A 16633-nucleotide genomic window follows, 5' to 3' on the forward strand; every position below is an offset into this window, starting at 1 on the left:
CCTATTCGATCTTCTCCGCCTCGGTGTACTCGGCCGTGCCGGCGGCGCCATCGCCTCGATCACGCTGTACGCGGCGGCCGGTTGGCTCGCCGTATGCCTGCTCGGCGCGGCCTTCGGCGCCGTCGCGCTGCTCGTGTGGGCGCTCACCTCGGTCCGCAGGCCCGGAAGCGTCGGCTCCTGAGCCCGCGTGCTCCCTGGTTCCGGTCACGACACCGTCCACACCCGCCGGTCGTCGACGCAGCAACCACAGGCGTGCGGCCACGGCCAGGGTCGCCGCTCCGGACAGGGCGATGGCGGGGCCGATGTCGGCCAGTTCGGCAACTGCGCCGAAGGCGGTCGGGCCGACGCCCTGGAACGTGAAGTTTCCCGCGGACAGGAGTCCGAAGGCCTGTCCCCGGCTCGTCTCCGGCACCGCGTCGAGGAATTCGCGCTGGAGGCCGAGGCCGTACGCGAAGCCCATGCCGGTCACGAGCAGCAGCCCCGCGCACGCCGCCCACGGCGGATCGATCGCGAAGCCGAGCAGCGGGAGGCCCAGCACGGCCACGAGCGCGGCCACGAGCCGTTCCCGGCGCGCTGGTTCGAGGAAGCGGCCGACGACCAGGTTGCCGATGAGCATCCCGACCGGCACGCAGGCCATCAGCGCCCCCGCGGTGCCGAGCGGGAAGCCGCGGCTGCCGGTGTACGGCACGATCAGGCTCTCGCCCCCGACGGCGCACCCCACCGGCAGCCACTGGGCGAGCAGGAGCGCGCGGATCCGCCGGTCGGCGAACAGCGCCTTGTTGCCGGCCACGCTGTCCCGCAGCAGTGCGCGCGGCACCGCGGCCGCCGGCGCGACGGCGGCGGACGTCGGTGGATCCAGGTCCGGCAGCCGCAGCCGGACGATGGCGGCGGCGATGAAGTACGCGGCCGCGGTCGGCAGGAGCGCGTGCCGGGCGCCCAGGAAGCCGACGGCGACGCCGCCGCAGGCCAGGCCGAGGAGTTGGGCCCCCGAGCCGGACATGCTCGACAGCGAACGGCCCAGCACGTACGCGTCACCGCTCAGCGTCTCGGCCACGAGCCGGGTCGAGGCGCCCTGGAAGATCGGGGTCGCGCAGGCCACGAGCGCGACGATGCCCAGGATCACGGCCACCGGCAGGTCGACGAAGGCCACGACCGCGGTCGAACCGCATTCGAGCGCGTAGCCGACCACGATCAGCCGACGCGGTCGCAGCCGGTCGGACAAGGAGCCGAGCAACAGCGAGCCGACGAGCTGCGGCAGGAAGCCGATCCCGAACGTGATCGCGCCCAGGAGCGGCGACCCGGTCGTCGCGTAGATGAGCGTCGACAGGGTCAGGATGCGCAGCGAGTCGGCGGTGACGGTGAGCACCCGGGTGCCGAACAGCAGCCGAAATCGCGGGTTCGCGAGCACGTCCCGATAGGTGGCCCGGTCCGACGGGACGGGGGCGGAAGCGGAGGCGGAGGCGGGGGTCGACGTCATGCCGGAGAGCGTGTGCGTGGTCGCCTCGCGCCGTCCATCTTTACGTCCACGGACGTAAGGTCGGCTGGGAGCGTAGGGTCGCGATGTGATCCGCTTCGAGGTCGGCACCGACGATCTGCTGCACAGTCGCTTCGGGATCTCCCCCGCCTTCGAATTGGGCAGCCTGCTCCGGGTATTGGACGGCCACACGCACCACCGCCTGCCGCGCGCGTGGGCGGCGCGCCTGGCGCCGGTGTTCCGGCAGTTGCGGCGCGACACGGATCTGGGCGCGGTGCTCGCGCTGCAGACCGCTTACTTCGGGGCCGACTTCCCGGTGCAGCCGCCACAGGGCCTGGCCCAGACCTGGGCGGACGACCTCGCGGCCGTGCGCGCCACGCCTCGGGAGGCGGCCCGGGCGGAGGTCGAGCGGTGTCTCGCCGCGCGGCCGACGAGCGATCCACATGTGCTCGCGGTGCTGCGCGGGGACGATGTCGTGGACCGGGTCGCCGAGGCGCTGGACCGGGCGTGGCACGGCCTGATGGCCCGGGATTGGCCACGACTGCGCGCGATATGCGAGCGGGACGTCGTCCATCGCGCGGGGCGGCTCGGCGGCGCGGGGTGGGCGGCGGCGCTGGACGGCCTGCATCCCAGGGTCCGATGGCGCGACGGCGGGATCGAGATCCTGCGCTCGCGCACGCACGGCACCGTGACGTTGGCCGGCGAGGGGATGCTCCTGGTCCCCTCGGTGTTCGTCTGGCCCACCGTCGCGACGCACCGGGACGATCCGTGGCCGAAGACCATCGTCTATCCGGCGCGGGGCATCGCGGCCCTGTGGGAGCGGTCCGACCCGACCGGCCCCGACGCGCTGGCCGACCTGATCGGCCGTTCCCGGGCGCGCCTCCTGGTCGCGCTCGACGCGCCGGCGAGCACCACCCAACTGGCCCGCGGCCTGGGCCTCGCGCCGGGGGCGGTCGGCGACCATCTGACCGTGCTGCGGAAGGCGTCCCTGGTCGAGGGCGCACGCTCGGGCCGCTCGGTCCTGTACCGCCGCACCCCGCTCGGCGACGCCCTGGCCGCGGAGGCGACCGACCCGCAGGCGTGAGCGCGCGGCCGTCGACAACGGCCCGGACTCGCCGGCCGCCGTCGAGACCCATCGGCCGGACGTCACGGTCGTCGACGTACGCCTGCCGCCCGATTTCCGCGACGAGGGCCTCCGGGCCGCGATCGCGGCCCGGTCGGCTCGCCGCGACACTCACCCGACGAATGTGTCCTTGCGGGTGCGCGGGCGGGTGCGGGCGGGCGGGATCGGTCGGGGTGTGGCGCCCTCGACGACGGTGTTGGTCAGCGTGCCGATGCCCTCGACCGTCAGGGCGACCGTGTCCCCCGGCTTCAGCGGTGGCAGCTCCCGGCCCAGGCCCCACAGTTCGCCCAGGCAGCCGCCGTTGCCGCAGGTTCCGGTGCCGAGCACGTCGCCGGGACGGACCCAGGTGCCGCGCGACGCGTACGCGACCAGTTCGGCGGGCGGCCAGCCCATGTTGACCAGCGAGTCCCGGCCCACCTCGATGCCGTTGATCGAGGCGCGCATGGCGATGTCCAGGAAGCCGTCCGAGTCGCGGTACCGCTCGAACTCGTCGGCCGTCACCAGCCACGGGCCGAGCGTGGTCGCGGTGTCCTTGCCCTTGCACGGGCCCAGGCCGACCTTCATCTCGCGGGATTGGAGGTCGCGCGCCGACCAGTCGTTGAAGATCGTGTAGCCGACGATGTGCTCCGCCGCCTGCTCGACCGTCAGGTCCCGACCCGGCTTGCCGATCACGATTCCGACCTCCAACTCGAAGTCGAGCACGGTCGACCCCGGCGGCACCGGCACGTCGTCGTTCGGGCCGATGATCGCGTACGGGTTGGTGAAGTAGAACGTCGGCAGCTCGTACCACTCCGGCACCACGCCCGCCCCCGGCCCCTGCACGGTGACCGCGACACCCTCGACGTGCTCCTCGAAGGCCACGAAGTCGCGGACCGTGGGCGGCCGCAGCGGCGCGAGCAGCCGTACGTCGGCCAGCGCGACCGCGGGACCGGCGAGCGCCGCCTCGCCCGCCGAACGCAGCGCCGCGTCGCCGCGCTCGATCAGATCGAGCAGCGTGCCGCCCTCGGGCAGCGGATGTACGACGTCGCCCGACACCACGCCGCTGCGCGTCGAGCCATGCAGGTCGAAGGTCGCGAACTTCACTGTGCCTACTCCTCGTTCCGGTCCAAACAATCCCACCGCGCCGCCAGTATGGCGGCAAGATCAAATCTGTCGAACGACAGGTGGTGCAGCGACGTGTGCGGGGCGCGGGCGATCGCGAGCGGGTCCCCGGCGCCGAAGGACGGCAGGTCCACCCGCTTCGGCGGCCCGCCGCAGCCGCGTCGGAGAAGCGCGCTTCGACGCCGTCGCCGAGGTCCGTCGGCGCGTCGACGGTGACCCCGAGCCTGCCGCGCGCCGGCGGGAGCACCGCCCGGGTGAGGATCCGGGCCAGGTCCGGCCGGTTCAGGCCGACGGTCGCGGGCAGATCGTCGCCGCCCGTGCGGGGCGCCGGGAACCGCGCGAGCACCGTGCCGTCGGGAGCGCGCATGCCGAGCAGGTCGAACGCGTACCCGTTCGCCGGCACCTCGTCGTACACACCCGCGTCGCGCAACACGCGAAGTGCCGCTCCCTGCACGGTTATGCCGGAACCGAGCACATTCCGGTCCGACTTTATCCCGACGATGTCCACGTCGATTCCGGCCCGCCGCAAAAGGATCGCGAGACGACGACGAGAACCTTACGCACCTTGCCCACAAAGGCTCCTGATGGAATGTCAGATAAGAAGGAATGACTCTGCGGGACGGGAAAGCCGGGAAACCGAGAAGCCACGAAGCCGGGAAGCCCGGAAGCCAAGGGAGCCCACTCGCTACTTGAGCGCGATCGGGTCCAGCGGCACGCACCTGGACTGCCCGTTCGACGTCGTCCCGCTGGTCGAGGCGCTGTGGTGGCACCCGGTCCACGCCCGCGACGCGGGCCACGCGTGGCTGCGCGAGCTGTTCGCCCGCGTCGGGGCGGCGGTGCAGCGGGGCGCGCGGAATTGAGGGGTTGTCCGATCAGACCCGGAGCTTCGGGCCGGTCTTCGCGCGGACCTCGGCCTCGGTCACGCCCGGGGCCGTCTCGACCAGGAGCAGGCCCTCCGGGGTCACGTCGATCACGGCCAGGTCGGTGATGACGCGCTGGACGCAGCGCTTGCCGGTGAGCGGCAGGGAGCACTCGTCGACGATCTTGTGCTCGCCCCGCTTGGAGACGTGCTCCATCAGGACGATCACCTTGCGGGCGCCGTGCACGAGGTCCATCGCGCCCCCCATGCCCTTGATCATCTTGCCGGGGATGGTCCAGTTCGCGAGGTCACCGGCCGCGCTGACCTGCATCGCGCCCAGGATCGCGGCGTCGATGTGGCCGCCGCGGATCATCCCGAAGGACAGCGACGAGTCGAAGAAGGAGGCGCCCGGCAGGACGGTCACGGTCTCCTTGCCGGCGTTGATCAGGTCCGCGTCGACCTCCGCCTCGGTCGGGTACGGGCCGACCCCGAGCAGGCCGTTCTCGGACTGGAGCACCACGTGCACGCCGGCCGGGATGTGGTTGGGCACCAGGGTGGGCAGGCCGATGCCGAGGTTGACGTACGAGCCGTCGGTCAGCTCGGTCGCGGCCCGGGCCGCCATCTCGTCACGATTCCACGCCATCAGGAACGCACCGCCCCACGTGTCGAAGCGGCGGTGGTCGTCCGCTTCTCGATCTGCTTCTCGGCCACCTGAGCCGCCGTCAGGACCAGCACCCGCTGCACGAACACGCCCGGCAGGTGCACCGCGTCCGGGTCGAGCTCGCCCGGCTCGACCAGCTCCTCGACCTCGGCGATCGTGATCCGCCCGGCCATCGCCGCGAGCGGGTTGAAGTTGCGCGCCGACTTGTCGAACACGAGGTTGCCGTGCCGGTCGCCCTTGGCCGCCCGGACGACGGCGTAGTCGGTGGTGATCGACTCCTCCAGCACGTACTCGACGCCGTCGAACGTGCGGACCTCCTTCCTCGGGGAGGCCACGACCACGTTGCCCGCGGCGTCGTAGCGCCACGGCAGGCCGCCCTCGGCGACCTGCGTACCGACGCCGGCCGGCGTGAAGAACGCGGGAATGCCGCAACCACCGGCCCGCAGCCGCTCGGCGAGCGTGCCCTGCGGGGTGAGTTCGAGTTCGAGCTCGCCGGACAGGTACTGCCGGGCGAACTCCTTGTTCTCGCCGACGTAGCTGCCGGTCGCGCGCGAGATGCGGCCGGCGTGCAGCAGGATGCCCAGGCCCCACCGGTCGACGCCGCAGTTGTTGGAGACCACCTTGAGGTCGGTCGCGCCCTGCGCGTACAGGGCGCCGATCAGCACCGAGGGTATGCCGCACAAACCGAACCCGCCGACGGCCAGCGACGCGCCGTCGCCGATGTCGGCCACCGCCGCCGCGGCCGTGCTGACCACCTTGTCCATGCCATCTCCGATCGCGTCCGCCCCGACCCCACCGACGCTATGCGGCCGACCCCCCGAAGCCGGGCGCCCCCTTCCGCTGAACGGAAGTCCCCAAGCCCATCAAGGCCCAACCGCGACCGACCCCGATCACGACCGAAGCCCGATCACACCCGGCCCCGATCACGACCCAAACCCAATCGCCGGACGGACTCGATGGAGCCCGTCCGGCGATTGAGGACAAGCCGGGCCGCAGGCCGGCAATCAGCCCGCGACCCCGTCACGCATGGCAACTCAGCGGCTTGCCGCCGTTGAACGTCACCATGTCGCCGAGCGCGGCATATATGTCGATCTGTCCCGCGCGCTCCCCGCCGTCGAGTTCGGCGTACGCGCGGTGCAGGTTGCCGACGATCCGCTCGGGGTCGGACAACGCCGCGTACTCGCCGAGGTCGGTTTCCCGCGCCACGGTCAGCGGGTCCAGGCCCGCCTCGTGCCCCTTGCGCGCGGTGTCCAGCAGGAAGTTCGTGTACCCGATCGCGAAGTCGATCTGCTCCGGGCCGCACACCTCGCCGTGTCCGGGGACGAGCGTGGTCGCGCCCAACTCCTTGATCCGTCCGAGCACTTCGAGGTAGCCCTCGGGCGAACCCATGAGCAGGAACGGGGTGCCGCCGTTGAAGATCAGGTCGCCCGTGTACAGGACGCTCTGCTCCTCCAGCCACACCACCGAGTCGTTCGAGGTGTGCGCGGGGCCGAAGTGCCGGACCTGTGCGCGCAGATCGCCCGCGTACACGGTGATGCCCTCGGTGTAGGTCAGGAACGGCGCGCTGGCGCGCAGGTCGCCCCAGCCGACGCCGGGCCAGATCGCCTCGACCTCCATGATCCCGGAGGCCAGGATCTCCTCGCGGGTCTTCTCGTGGGCGACGATCGTGGCCCTGTCGAACAGGTAGTTCCCGTTCGTGTGGTCACCGTGGTGGTGCGTGTTGATCAGCGTGCGCACCGGAGCGTCGGTGTGCGCCGAGATCGTCTCCAGGAACGCGCGCGTACGCGCCTCGGTGGAGCAGCCGTCGATCGCGACGACGCCCTCCGGGCCGACGAGGAAGCCGGTGTTGTTGATCCACCAGGTGCCGTCGGGCTGGATGTACGCGTACGCCCCGTCGGCCACCTCCTGTACCCGCGGCGGGTCCATCCGGTCGTGATCGTGCTGCGACGTGCTCATCCGTAAAACTCCCGATCGGCTGGGTGACTGCATTCACGTGCATACACCGCCGGACACCCTCGGCGCAGCCTGACGTACCGTCAGTTGCCGCGTCCGATACTGCTTGTCCGCGATGTCCGGATGCCCATGGCGTCGGCGGACCGGAAGGCTCGCCGACCGACGCTCACTTGACGGCGCGACCGGTGAACGCGGCGAGCTTGTCCGCGACCGACGCGTCGTCGGCGACCGGCTGCTCGTGGCCGAACGCGCGGCCCTCCCCGCGCGCGGCGTCCGGAAGGGTCTTGCGCATGCCGTCCAGGATGGTCTGCGCGAGCTCGGGGTCCAGGTCGGTCGGCTCGCCGAGCGCGCGGGCCAGGTCCCACGCGTGCACGAAGATGTCGCCGGTCGCGAGCGCGAGCAGGAAGCCGCCGGTCCGCTCGCCGAACGGGGTCTTGATCGTCGCGGCGATCCGCTCCGGCGTGAACGTCGCGAGCATCGTGTCGACGACCGCCTCGAAGTCCTCGCGGGGGTCCTCGGAGACCGGCTCGGTCGGTCCGGCCAGCGCCATGGCGAGGCCGCGCTGCGCGCCCGTCGCGTGCGCGAGGAGTCCCCGTACGTCCCATTCCTCGCACGGACAGTCGAGCGTGAGCTGTTCGTCCCCGACCCGCGCGAGCAGCGGGCGGAAGACGTCGACGGCGCGCTTGTACTGGGTGAGCTGGTCCACGAGGGCTCCTCATCACGGTGACGCCGGAGTGACACGGCGAGGCTTTCGACGGTGGGCAGCGGTCAGGCTACGCCCGCCGACCGGCTCGCGCGCCGTGCGGTTGGGGAATGTTGTCGGCCGCACGTATGTTTCGCGTTCGGTACGTCCGGCGCCGTGACCGTCGGTACGTCCGTCCTGTGCGTCGCCCGAAGTCCCCCCGAGTCCGGGGCCTCCCCGACTCGCCGAGCAGGAAGCCGAAGCAAGTGAAGGTAGAGATCTACAGCGACATCGCGTGCCCGTGGTGCTACGTCGGGAAGCGGCGCTTCGAGCGCGCGCTCGCGGCGTTCCCGGGCAGTGCGGACATCGAGGTCACGTACCGTCCGTACCAGCTGGACCCGACCACGCCGGACGAGCCGTCGCCGCTGCGCGAACGGCTCGCCGAGAAGTTCGGCGCGGCCAACCTCGACGGCATGAACGCGCGGCTCGCCGACGTGGGCGCCGCCGAGAACATCACCTTCGACTTCACCCGGGCCCTGTCCGTCAACACGCTGACCGCGCACCGCGTGTTGTGGCTCGCGCTGACCGAGTACGGCCCGGCCACGCAGGCCGCGCTCAAGGACCGGCTCCTCGAGGCGTACTTCGCCGAGGGCGAGAACGTCGCGGACCACGCGCGACTGACCGGGTTCGCGGTCGAGGCCGGCCTCGACCGGGACCGGGTCGCCGCGTTCCTGGCGTCAGACGAGGGCACCGAAGCGGTGCGGCGCGAGATCGCCGAGGCGCGGGAGATGGGGGTCAGCGCCGTCCCCACGTTCGTGTTCGAGGGCAAGTGGGCCGTGCAGGGCGCCCAGGAGGCGTCCACCTTCCTCCAGGTGCTCGAGCAGGTGCGCGAGCAGACCGCCGAGCAGTCGGCGCCCGCCGACGCGTCGGCCGACGGCGCCGCGTGCGCCGACGGCTCCTGCGCGGTGTGAGCGCCCTCGGGGAAACGACCGGACGCCTGTCCCGGGAACGGTTGAGGAGCGCGCGGCTGTCCGCGCTGTTCGTGTTCTTCGCGTTCAGCGCGGCCGTCGCGGACTTTCTCGCGCGGATCCCGCAGTTCAAGGAGGACCTGGGCCTCGACGACGCGCAACTGGGCCTGGCCCTGCTGGGCTCGCCGGTGGGCGCGCTGGTCGCCGTCCAGCTGGCGGGTACGGCGGCGGGCCGTTGGGGCAGCAAGCGGGTCGCGCGCGTCTCGGTGATCACGGGCTGTCTGGCGCTGCTGTTGCCGGCGTTCGCGTGGAACCTGGCCTCGCTCGCGGTCGGCCTGTTGTTCCTGGGCCTGTTGATGGGGTTCACCGATGTCGCGGTGAACGCGCAGGGCGTGGCGATCGAGCAGGAGCTCCGCCGGCCGATCATGAACAGCCTGCACGGCGGGTACAGCCTCGGCGGCCTGTTCGGCGCGCTGGTCGGTTCCGGCGCGGCGGCGCTCGACATCACTCCCAAGGTGCACCTCTCGGTGATCGCGGTCGTGCTCGCGATCGCGGTCTGGGCGGGTTCGCGCGCGCTCCTCGGCGTCGCGGACGATCCGCACGTGGTCGCGCCGGTCGAGCCGACCGACACGGAGCCGACACCCTCCGGGGGCGGCTTCGTCCGGCTGCTGTCGGGCTACCGCGCGGTGGTCCTGCTCGCGCTGATCGGGCTGTGCTCCTTCGTCGGTGAGGGCGCCGTCGCCGACTGGAGCGGCGTGCACCTGCGCGAGACGCTGGACAGTTCGCCGGGGGTCGTCGGCCTCGGCTTCGCGGGCATGTCGGTCGCGATGGCGGCCGGTCGGTTCGCGGGCGACCGGGTCGTGCAGCGCTTCGGCCCGGTGACCGTGCTGCGGGTGGGCGCGCTGATCGCCGCGACGGGGATGACGCTCGCGCTGGCGACGCCGTGGCCGGTGGTGTCCGTGCTCGGCTTCACGCTGTTCGGCATCGGGGTGGCCCCGGTCGCGCCGGTGACGTTCAGCGCGGCGGGCAACACCCCCGGGGTACCAGCGGCCTGGGCGATCTCGCGGGTGACGGGGATCGCCTACATCGGACTGCTGGCGGGGCCGCCGGTGATCGGCTTCATCGCGCACCGCACGAGCCTGACCACGGCTCTGGCGATCCCGGCGGTCCTGGTCGCGATCATCGCGCTGACGGCGGGAGCCGTCCGCCGCGAGACCTCGCGGTCGGACTGAGGGAGCACCGGGCCGGCCGATCGCCGGAGGGGTCCGAGCGGCCCGTCCGGCGATCGAGGACGCGCCGGCGCGGGTCGGCGCGCCTTCCCGGTCGCCCGCGCCTCCCCGTCACAGCCTGGACGCGTAGTTGATCCCGGCCGCGGCCCATCGGGCCTCATGGGTGCCCACCCGGGTCCGGAAATCGGTCCAGCCGCGCCGCTCCGGGCGCGACCACGCGGCCTCGGCGACCGCCGCGATACGCGGGAACATCAGGTATTCGGCGTCCGCGACGCTGCGCACGGTGTCGCCCCACAGCGCGCCCTCGACGCCGATCACCGCGTCGGCCGGCACGCCGGGCAGGTGCGTCGAGGGCTCCCACTCGTACGACTTGCGCACGTCGACGGTGCCGGCCCAGTTCACCCCGAGCTTCTCGCCCTTGGCGTACTTCATGTCCAGATAGACGTGGTCGGCCGGCGCCATCACGATCCGGGCCCCCTTCCGGGCCGCCGCCGCGACCACGGCCGCGTCCCGTTTGCCGGACTGCCAGTACTCGAGGATCGCACCGGGGGCCGGTTCGGCGTCCGCGAGTTGGTACCAGGCGACCAGTCGCTTGCCGTGCTTGGCCACCAGCGGCTGCGCGCGCGCCATGAACGCCTTGTACTGCGCGGGCTTGAGGGTGAGCGCCTCGTCGCCGCCGATGTGCAGGTAGGGCCCGGGGGTGAGCGCCGCGACCCGGCCGAGCACGTCGTCCAGGAACGCGTAGGTGGGCTCGCCGTCGACACACAGCGACGAGAACCCGACCTGGGTGCCGAAGTACGGGGTGTGCGGCTTGCCGTCGCACGCGAGTTCCGGGTAGGCCACGATCGCGGCGTTCGTGTGGCCGGGCATGTCGATCTCCGGCACCACCGTGATGAAGCGTTCGGCCGCGTAGGCGATCACGCCGCGGTAGTCGTCCGCGCTCCAGAATCCGCCCGGAGTGCCGCCGACCTGCGTGGCGGCACCGATCCCGGTGAGCCTCGGCCACCCCTCGATCGCGAGCCGCCAGCCCTGGTCGTCGGTCAGGTGCAGGTGCAGGTGGTTGAACTTGTACGCGGCGATGTGATCGATCATCCGGCGCATCTCGGCGGGCCGATAGAAGTGCCGCGCCAGGTCGATCATGATGCCCCGGTACGGGTAGCGCGGCGCGTCTCGCACCGACCCGCCGCGCAGCACGAAGGGGGCCTTCACCGGCACGAGTTGACGCAGCGTCTGGGCGCCCCGGTACAGCCCGACGGGCGCGCCGGCGCGGATCGTGGCGCCGCGTTCGGTGACGGTGACCTCGTACGCCTCGTCGCCGTCGAGGCCGCCGGCGCGGTCGAGTCCGGTCGGGTCCAGGATCAGGCGGATTTCGGTACCCTCGCCGGCCGCGCCGACGACCACCGGGACGGGGCGGCCGGTGGCGGTCCGCAGGTCGGCGGCGAGCAGTTCGGCGACCGCGCGGCCGGCCTCGGCCGTGGCCCGGACCCGGACGTCCGGGGGCAGTGTCCACGCGTGGTCCCGGGCGCCGAACGCCTCGACCGGCACGGGCACCAGTCCGCGCGCGTCGGGTTCGAGCGGGCCGGGCACGACGTCCGGGGCGTCGTGGGCGGCATCGGCGGCGGCGTCGGCGTCGACCGCGGGCGGGTCCGAACCGGCCGGGTCGCGAGGCCGCGGCCTCGCGGGCCCGTCCGAGGAGTCCGCGAGCCACACGCCCGCCCCCGCCGCGGCCGGCACCACGACGAAAAGGGCCAGTGCGCGTCGGCGCATCATGCGACTCTCCCACTCGTTTCGCGGATTCGACCTCGGCCAGTCTAGGCATGCACAAACGAGTAACCGGTTGGTCGACACTCCATAGGCGGAGGGCAACCTTCCGGTAATAAACAGTGAACAATCGGAGAAAATGTCCGCCGATCGGAGCGGTAATAGGGATAAAAACGGTCGACAGCCGACGTGCGGGGCAAATGCCGTGATGTACGGACCCGTCCGTGCACGGATCCCACCCTGTGCATTTCCGCACCGTGAACTTACAAGTGTCAACATTCGCGGGCGTATGCAGAGTGTTCCGCCCATTACCCAGCGGCCGCGCCGAGCACACGTGCGAATACCGCTAGGCTCTGCGCGTTGTGCACGGAATAGGACGCGATCCGCGTCACCGAAAGCGCAAGACCGGAAAGTGCGAATCATCGGGAAAATGACGTACTTGACAAGCGGAATACTCGACTCCGTATCCAGGGCCCCCGCCGGCCCGACACCGATCGGGCGGTGGACGACCTGAACATCACTCGCAAACTCGTCCTGCTCGTGGCCGTGCCGCTCACCGTGATGGTGGGGTCCGCGGGTCTCGCCGTGTCCACCACGGCCGGCGAGGCACTCGACGCCGACCGCCTGCAGTCGCTGGCCCGGGTCTCCGCCGAGGCGGGCGAACTCGCCCACCGGCTGCAGACCGAACGTGCTGCGGCCGCAGCCGTGTTGCGGGCCGACGCCGGCCCCGATTCCCTGGTGGTCTACCACCAGCGCACCGCTTCGACGGACGAGAGCGCCGCGCGCTACCGCAAGTTGCGCAAGGACCTGAGCTCGACCCCCGGCAACACCAAGGAAAGACTGCGCAGGCTGGACACGGGCCTGGTGGAGCTCACCGCGCTGCGCGAGCAGGTCCAGGCACCCTCGGGCACCGCGCTGACCGCCGTCGTCTTCCGCTACCGCATCCTGATCGCGGACGCGCTCGACTACCGCGACAGCGTCGCCCAGGCCGGCGGCGCGGGCGCGGACAACTCCGACCGCCTGCGCTCGGCCGCCGCGCTGTCGCACGCCACGGAGTGGCTGGGCCAGCAACAGATGGCGGTCCTGCGCGCGCTGGCCTCCGAGCGTCTGTCGCCGGCCCAGCAGCAGGACATCCTGACCACCCGCAGCGGCTACGACGAGAGCGAGACCTCGTTCGAGTCGCTCGCCGACGACCAGTGGCGCGAGTGGCTGGAACAGGCCCAGACCGGCCCGGAGATCCTCGCCGTCCACCAACTGGAGGACGCGGTCAATCGGGCCAGGGTGGACAATTCCATCCTGATCAGCGAGGACGTCTGGACCAAGGCCACCGCCGACCGCATCGCGCGGATGGGCGAGGTCGAACGACGGGTCGACGCCTCGGTGCTGTCCTCCGTCGACGACGAGCGCGACTCGCGCATGTGGTGGGCGATCGGCCAGGCCGGCGCGGTGCTGTTCGCGCTCGCGGCCGCGGTGCTCCTGGTGCTGCGGCTCGGCCGGCCGATGAGTCGCGAACTGCTGCGCCTGCGCGACACCGCGCACGAGGTCGCGTACTCCGGCCTGCCGGACGCGGTCGCCAAGCTCCAGCAGGGACGTTCCCTCGACGGGGCCACCGCCGAGGAGATCGCCGAACGCGCCGGCACACCCATCGAGGTGCGCGGCAAGGACGAGATCGCCGAGGTGGGCTCGGCGTTCAACGTCGTGTTCACCTCCGCGGTACGCATCGCCGCCGAACAGGCGGTACTTCGAGCCGGTGTCGCGACCGTGCTGGTCGCGCTCGCGCGGCGCAACCAGCGCCTCACCGACGGTCTGGTCAAGGTCCTCGACGAGGCCGAGGCGCACGAGCACGACCCGGACCGGCTCAAGCGGCTGTACGCGCTCGACCACCTGGTCCAGCGAATGGGCCGCAACAACACGAGCCTGCTCGTGCTCGGCGGCGAGGGCACCGCGCGCGTTCGCGAGGACGCGCTGCTGCTCGACGTCGCACGCGCGGCGATCGGCCGGATCGAGCGGTTCACCCGGGTGGACCCCGGGGCCGTGGATCCGCGCATCCTGATCGCGGGACGGGCCCGCGACGACGTCGCGCACCTGCTCGCCGAACTCCTGGACAACGCGACCAAGTTCAGCCGACCCGAGACCTGGGTCGTGCTGCAGGCCAACCGGCGCGGCGACGGCGCGGTGCTGACCGTCACCGACGGTGGCGTGGGCATCACCGCCGAGCGACTGGCCGCGTTCAACGAACGCCTGGCCGCTCCCGCACAGTTGGACGTGCACGCGGTGCGCGCGATGGGTCTGACCGTGGCCGGTCACCTCTCCGCGCGGTACGGCATCAGGATCTCGCTCACGCCGGGCCCGCAGGGCGGCACGGTCGCCGAGGTGGATCTGCCCGAGGAGATCGTGGTCTTCCGCGACCGTCCCGGCCGACACCGAGGCCTGCCCAAGCCCGAGGCCACCCCGACGCTGGCGTCGGGCCGGACCCAGGACGTCGGCGTGCGCGCCGGCGGCCATCCGGACCCGGGCCCGTTCGAGCCGGTCACCAACGTGTTCACGCCGCCGACCCGGACCCAGCAGCCGGTCAGCGACGCGAGCGCGCCCGGCCCGCGCGAGCCCGCGCCCTCGGGGCTGCGCTTCACCGGCGACCGGCGCGAACCATCCGCGCCGCTCGCCCCGGCCGCCCCGCCTGCCCCGCATGCGCCGCACGCGCCGCCTGTTCCGCACGCGCCGGCCGCCCCGCACGCGCCGCTCGGTTCGCCCGAACACGCGCAGCGCCTGGATCGGCCGCTGCCGTCGCCCGGGTCGGGTCCGAGGCGCTGCCGCCCGGCCGCACCACGAACACGGGTCTCCCGCTTCGTGTGCGCCGGGACACCCCCACCGCCGCCCCCGCCGGTGCCGCACCCGCCGCGCCGCTCATCGGCTCGGCCGGTTCGCCCACCCGGGCAGCGGCCACGTCGGACCGCCGGGACGCCCGCCAGGTGTCCGCGGCCATGTCCGCCTTCGCACAGGGCATCGGGCACAGCCGGGCCCGCCGCGCCCCCACGCCCCGCCCCGGCGGCGACGGCGAAACGGATCACAAGGAGCGACCGTGACCCACCCCACCGCAGCCGATCTGAGCTGGCTGCTGAACGATTTCGCGACTCGGGTACCCGAGGTCCTGCACGCGGTCGCGGTCTCCGCCGACGGCCTCGTGGTGGCCTCGACGAGCTCGCTGCCACAGGACCGCGCCGACCAGCTGGGCGCGGTCGCGTCCGGCCTGGTCAGCCTGCTCGCGGGCGCCGCCCGCCTGTTCGGCACCGACCCGGTCGCGAGCAACCTGACCGAGATGAACGGCGCGTTCATGTTCTCGATGCAGGTCAGTGACGGTGCGTCACTGCTGGTACTGGCCTCGCGCGAGTGCGACATCGGCCAGGTCTCGTTCGAAATGGCCGAGCTGATCAACCAGGTCGGCCCGGCCCTGACCCCCGCCGCGCGTGAACGCTTCCTTCACGTACAGCGCGGCGCGGCGATGGACTGACGCACCCTCACGTCCGCCCCGACGCAGCAAGACCGTCCGTCAGTCCGTTCGATCGTTGTCCCCGTACAGTTTTGGAGCACGTCATGACCCCGGCAAAACACCTCATACGACGCCCGATCCGCGTCACCGCCGCCGCCCTCGTCGCCGGCGCCCTCACGTTCACCGCCGCGTGCAGCGGCAGCGCGGCAAGCGACAAGGGCGGTTCGTCCTCGAACGGCCCGATCAAGATCGGCCTGACGGTCCCGCTGACCGGTGTCTACGCGTCGATCGGTCCGGACCTGCAGAACGGCTTCCAGACCTACCTGGACATGCACGGCGGCAAGCTGGGCGGGCGCAAGGTCGAGACCGTGGTCGCCGACGAGGGCGACGGCCCGGCGACCTCGGTGCCGTCGGTCACCCGGCTGATCAAGCAGGAGAAGGTCATGGCCGTGGTCGGCCTGACCAACGCCGCCACCGTGGCCGCCAACGTACAGCTGGTGTCCGACAACAAGGTCCCGATGATCGGCGCCGTCGGCCGTCCCGGCGAGATCAAGGACCCGCGCTACGTCTGGCACACCAGCTACCTCTCCGAGGAGCCGGGCGTCGCGGCGGCGCCGTACATCAAGGAGACCGTCCCGGGCCCGGTCTACGCGATCGGCCCGGACTACCAGGGTGGTTGGGACCAGCTGCGCGGCTTCACCGAGACCTTCGCCAAGGCCGGCGGCAAGCTCGCGAACCCGGACGGCAAGACCAAGTTCACGCCGTTCCCGGCCACCACGAACTTCCAGCCGTACTTCAACGAGATCAAGAACTCGGGCGCCAAGGCGGTCTACACGTTCTACGCGGGCACCGCCGCGGTGAACTTCGTGAAGCAGTACAAGCAGTCGGACGTCAAGGACATCCCGCTGTACGCGGCGGGCTTCCTGACCGAGGGCGCGGTGCTCGCGCCCGAGGGTGAGGCGGCCAAGGGTGTGCTCACCTCGCTCAACTACACGCCGGACCTGGACATCCCCGCGAACCGCGCGTTCGTCGCGGCGTACCAGGCGAAGTTCAACGCGCTGCCGACGATGATGTCGATGACCGCCTTCGACGCGGCCGCCGTGCTCGACAAGGCCATCGCCGCCGCCGGCGACAAGGTCACCCCCGAGACGATCAACGCCGCGATTTCCAAGGTCGGCAAGATCGACAGCCCGCGCGGCGCCTGGGAGTTCAACCCGGCCACGCACGCGCCGGTGCAGAAGTGGTACCTGCGCGAGGTCAAGCAGGACGGCAGCACGCTGAGCAACGTCATGGTCCGCGAACTCGGCACGCTCGGCTAGCGGCAGCGGACGGACA

Annotated in this window: 13 protein-coding genes and 2 pseudogenes; 8 read left to right on the plus strand and 7 right to left on the minus strand. The window is 72.0% G+C overall.

The features are described from left to right. Position 1: 1 nt before the first annotated feature. Entirely contained in the window at positions 2-1477 is a 1476-nt protein-coding gene (locus OG928_RS08270; protein ID WP_406281081.1) for an MFS transporter, read from the minus strand. A gap of 85 nt (positions 1478-1562) precedes the next feature. Between OG928_RS08270 and OG928_RS08275 the strand changes: the two genes are divergently transcribed. Together OG928_RS08275 and OG928_RS08280 are read left to right on the plus strand one after the other, a co-directional pair. Beyond that, entirely contained in the window at positions 1563-2558 is a 996-nt protein-coding gene (locus tag OG928_RS08275; RefSeq protein ID WP_406281083.1) for a DUF5937 family protein, read from the plus strand. Positions 2559-2562: 4 nt separating this feature from the next. Beyond that, positions 2563-2697 (plus strand): annotated as a pseudogene (locus tag OG928_RS08280) (DNA-binding response regulator); the annotation flags it as partial. 11 nt (positions 2698-2708) lie between these two features. Here OG928_RS08280 and OG928_RS08285 read toward each other — a convergent pair. Beyond that, on the minus strand, positions 2709-3680 hold the full coding sequence (locus OG928_RS08285) for a fumarylacetoacetate hydrolase family protein (RefSeq protein ID WP_406281085.1): 972 nt from the start codon (positions 3678-3680) through the stop codon (positions 2709-2711). A gap of 707 nt (positions 3681-4387) precedes the next feature. Between OG928_RS08285 and OG928_RS08290 the strand changes: the two genes are divergently transcribed. Then, positions 4388-4558, plus strand: coding sequence for a hypothetical protein (locus OG928_RS08290; RefSeq protein WP_406281087.1), 171 nt, complete (start codon positions 4388-4390; stop codon positions 4556-4558). A gap of 12 nt (positions 4559-4570) precedes the next feature. Here OG928_RS08290 and OG928_RS08295 read toward each other — a convergent pair whose 3' ends face one another. The 4 genes from OG928_RS08295 to OG928_RS08310 all read right to left on the minus strand — a co-directional run bounded on the left by OG928_RS08295 (position 4571) and on the right by OG928_RS08310 (position 7877). After that, entirely contained in the window at positions 4571-5200 is a 630-nt protein-coding gene (locus OG928_RS08295; protein WP_406281089.1) for a CoA transferase subunit B, read from the minus strand. After that, on the minus strand, positions 5200-5982 hold the full coding sequence (locus OG928_RS08300; protein ID WP_406281091.1) for a CoA transferase subunit A: 783 nt from the start codon (positions 5980-5982) through the stop codon (positions 5200-5202). Before OG928_RS08300 ends, OG928_RS08295 begins: the two co-directional genes overlap by 1 nt. 256 nt (positions 5983-6238) lie before the next feature. Then, the gene (locus OG928_RS08305; RefSeq protein ID WP_406281093.1) at positions 6239-7174 is read right to left on the minus strand and encodes an MBL fold metallo-hydrolase; all 936 of its coding nucleotides are present in this window, start codon (positions 7172-7174) and stop codon (positions 6239-6241) included. Between the two features lie 163 nt (positions 7175-7337). Then, on the minus strand, positions 7338-7877 hold the full coding sequence (locus tag OG928_RS08310; protein WP_406281095.1) for a TIGR03086 family metal-binding protein: 540 nt from the start codon (positions 7875-7877) through the stop codon (positions 7338-7340). A 242-nt stretch (positions 7878-8119) separates the two neighbouring features. On the opposite strand from OG928_RS08310, the gene OG928_RS08315 reads away from it, so the two are divergent. Continuing rightward, on the plus strand, positions 8120-8824 hold the full coding sequence (locus OG928_RS08315; RefSeq protein WP_406281097.1) for a DsbA family oxidoreductase: 705 nt from the start codon (positions 8120-8122) through the stop codon (positions 8822-8824). Then, on the plus strand, positions 8821-10053 hold the full coding sequence (locus OG928_RS08320; protein ID WP_406281099.1) for an MFS transporter: 1233 nt from the start codon (positions 8821-8823) through the stop codon (positions 10051-10053). The genes OG928_RS08315 and OG928_RS08320 overlap by 4 nt, the downstream gene beginning before the upstream one ends. Positions 10054-10161: 108 nt before the next feature. Here the strand turns inward: OG928_RS08320 and OG928_RS08325 are convergent, their stop codons facing one another. Beyond that, positions 10162-11820 carry a beta-N-acetylhexosaminidase gene (locus OG928_RS08325; RefSeq protein WP_406281100.1) on the minus strand — a complete coding sequence of 553 codons (1659 nt, stop codon included), beginning with the start codon at positions 11818-11820 and terminating at the stop codon, positions 10162-10164. 552 nt (positions 11821-12372) lie between these two features. Between OG928_RS08325 and OG928_RS08330 the strand changes: the two are divergent. The 3 genes and pseudogenes from OG928_RS08330 to OG928_RS08340 form a co-directional block, all read left to right on the plus strand. Then, positions 12373-14190: pseudogene (locus OG928_RS08330) on the plus strand (nitrate- and nitrite sensing domain-containing protein); the annotation flags it as partial. 700 nt (positions 14191-14890) lie between these two features. Beyond that, positions 14891-15319, plus strand: a complete 429-nt coding sequence (locus OG928_RS08335) for a roadblock/LC7 domain-containing protein (protein ID WP_406281102.1) — start codon at positions 14891-14893, stop codon at positions 15317-15319. Positions 15320-15402: 83 nt separating this feature from the next. Next, positions 15403-16617 (plus strand): ABC transporter substrate-binding protein, encoded by a 1215-nt coding sequence (locus OG928_RS08340; RefSeq protein WP_406281104.1) that lies wholly within the window; start codon positions 15403-15405, stop codon positions 16615-16617. Positions 16618-16633: the final 16 nt, after the last annotated feature.

It is taken from the genome of Embleya sp. NBC_00896, assembly GCF_045207785.1.
GTDB lineage: Bacteria > Actinomycetota > Actinomycetes > Streptomycetales > Streptomycetaceae > Embleya.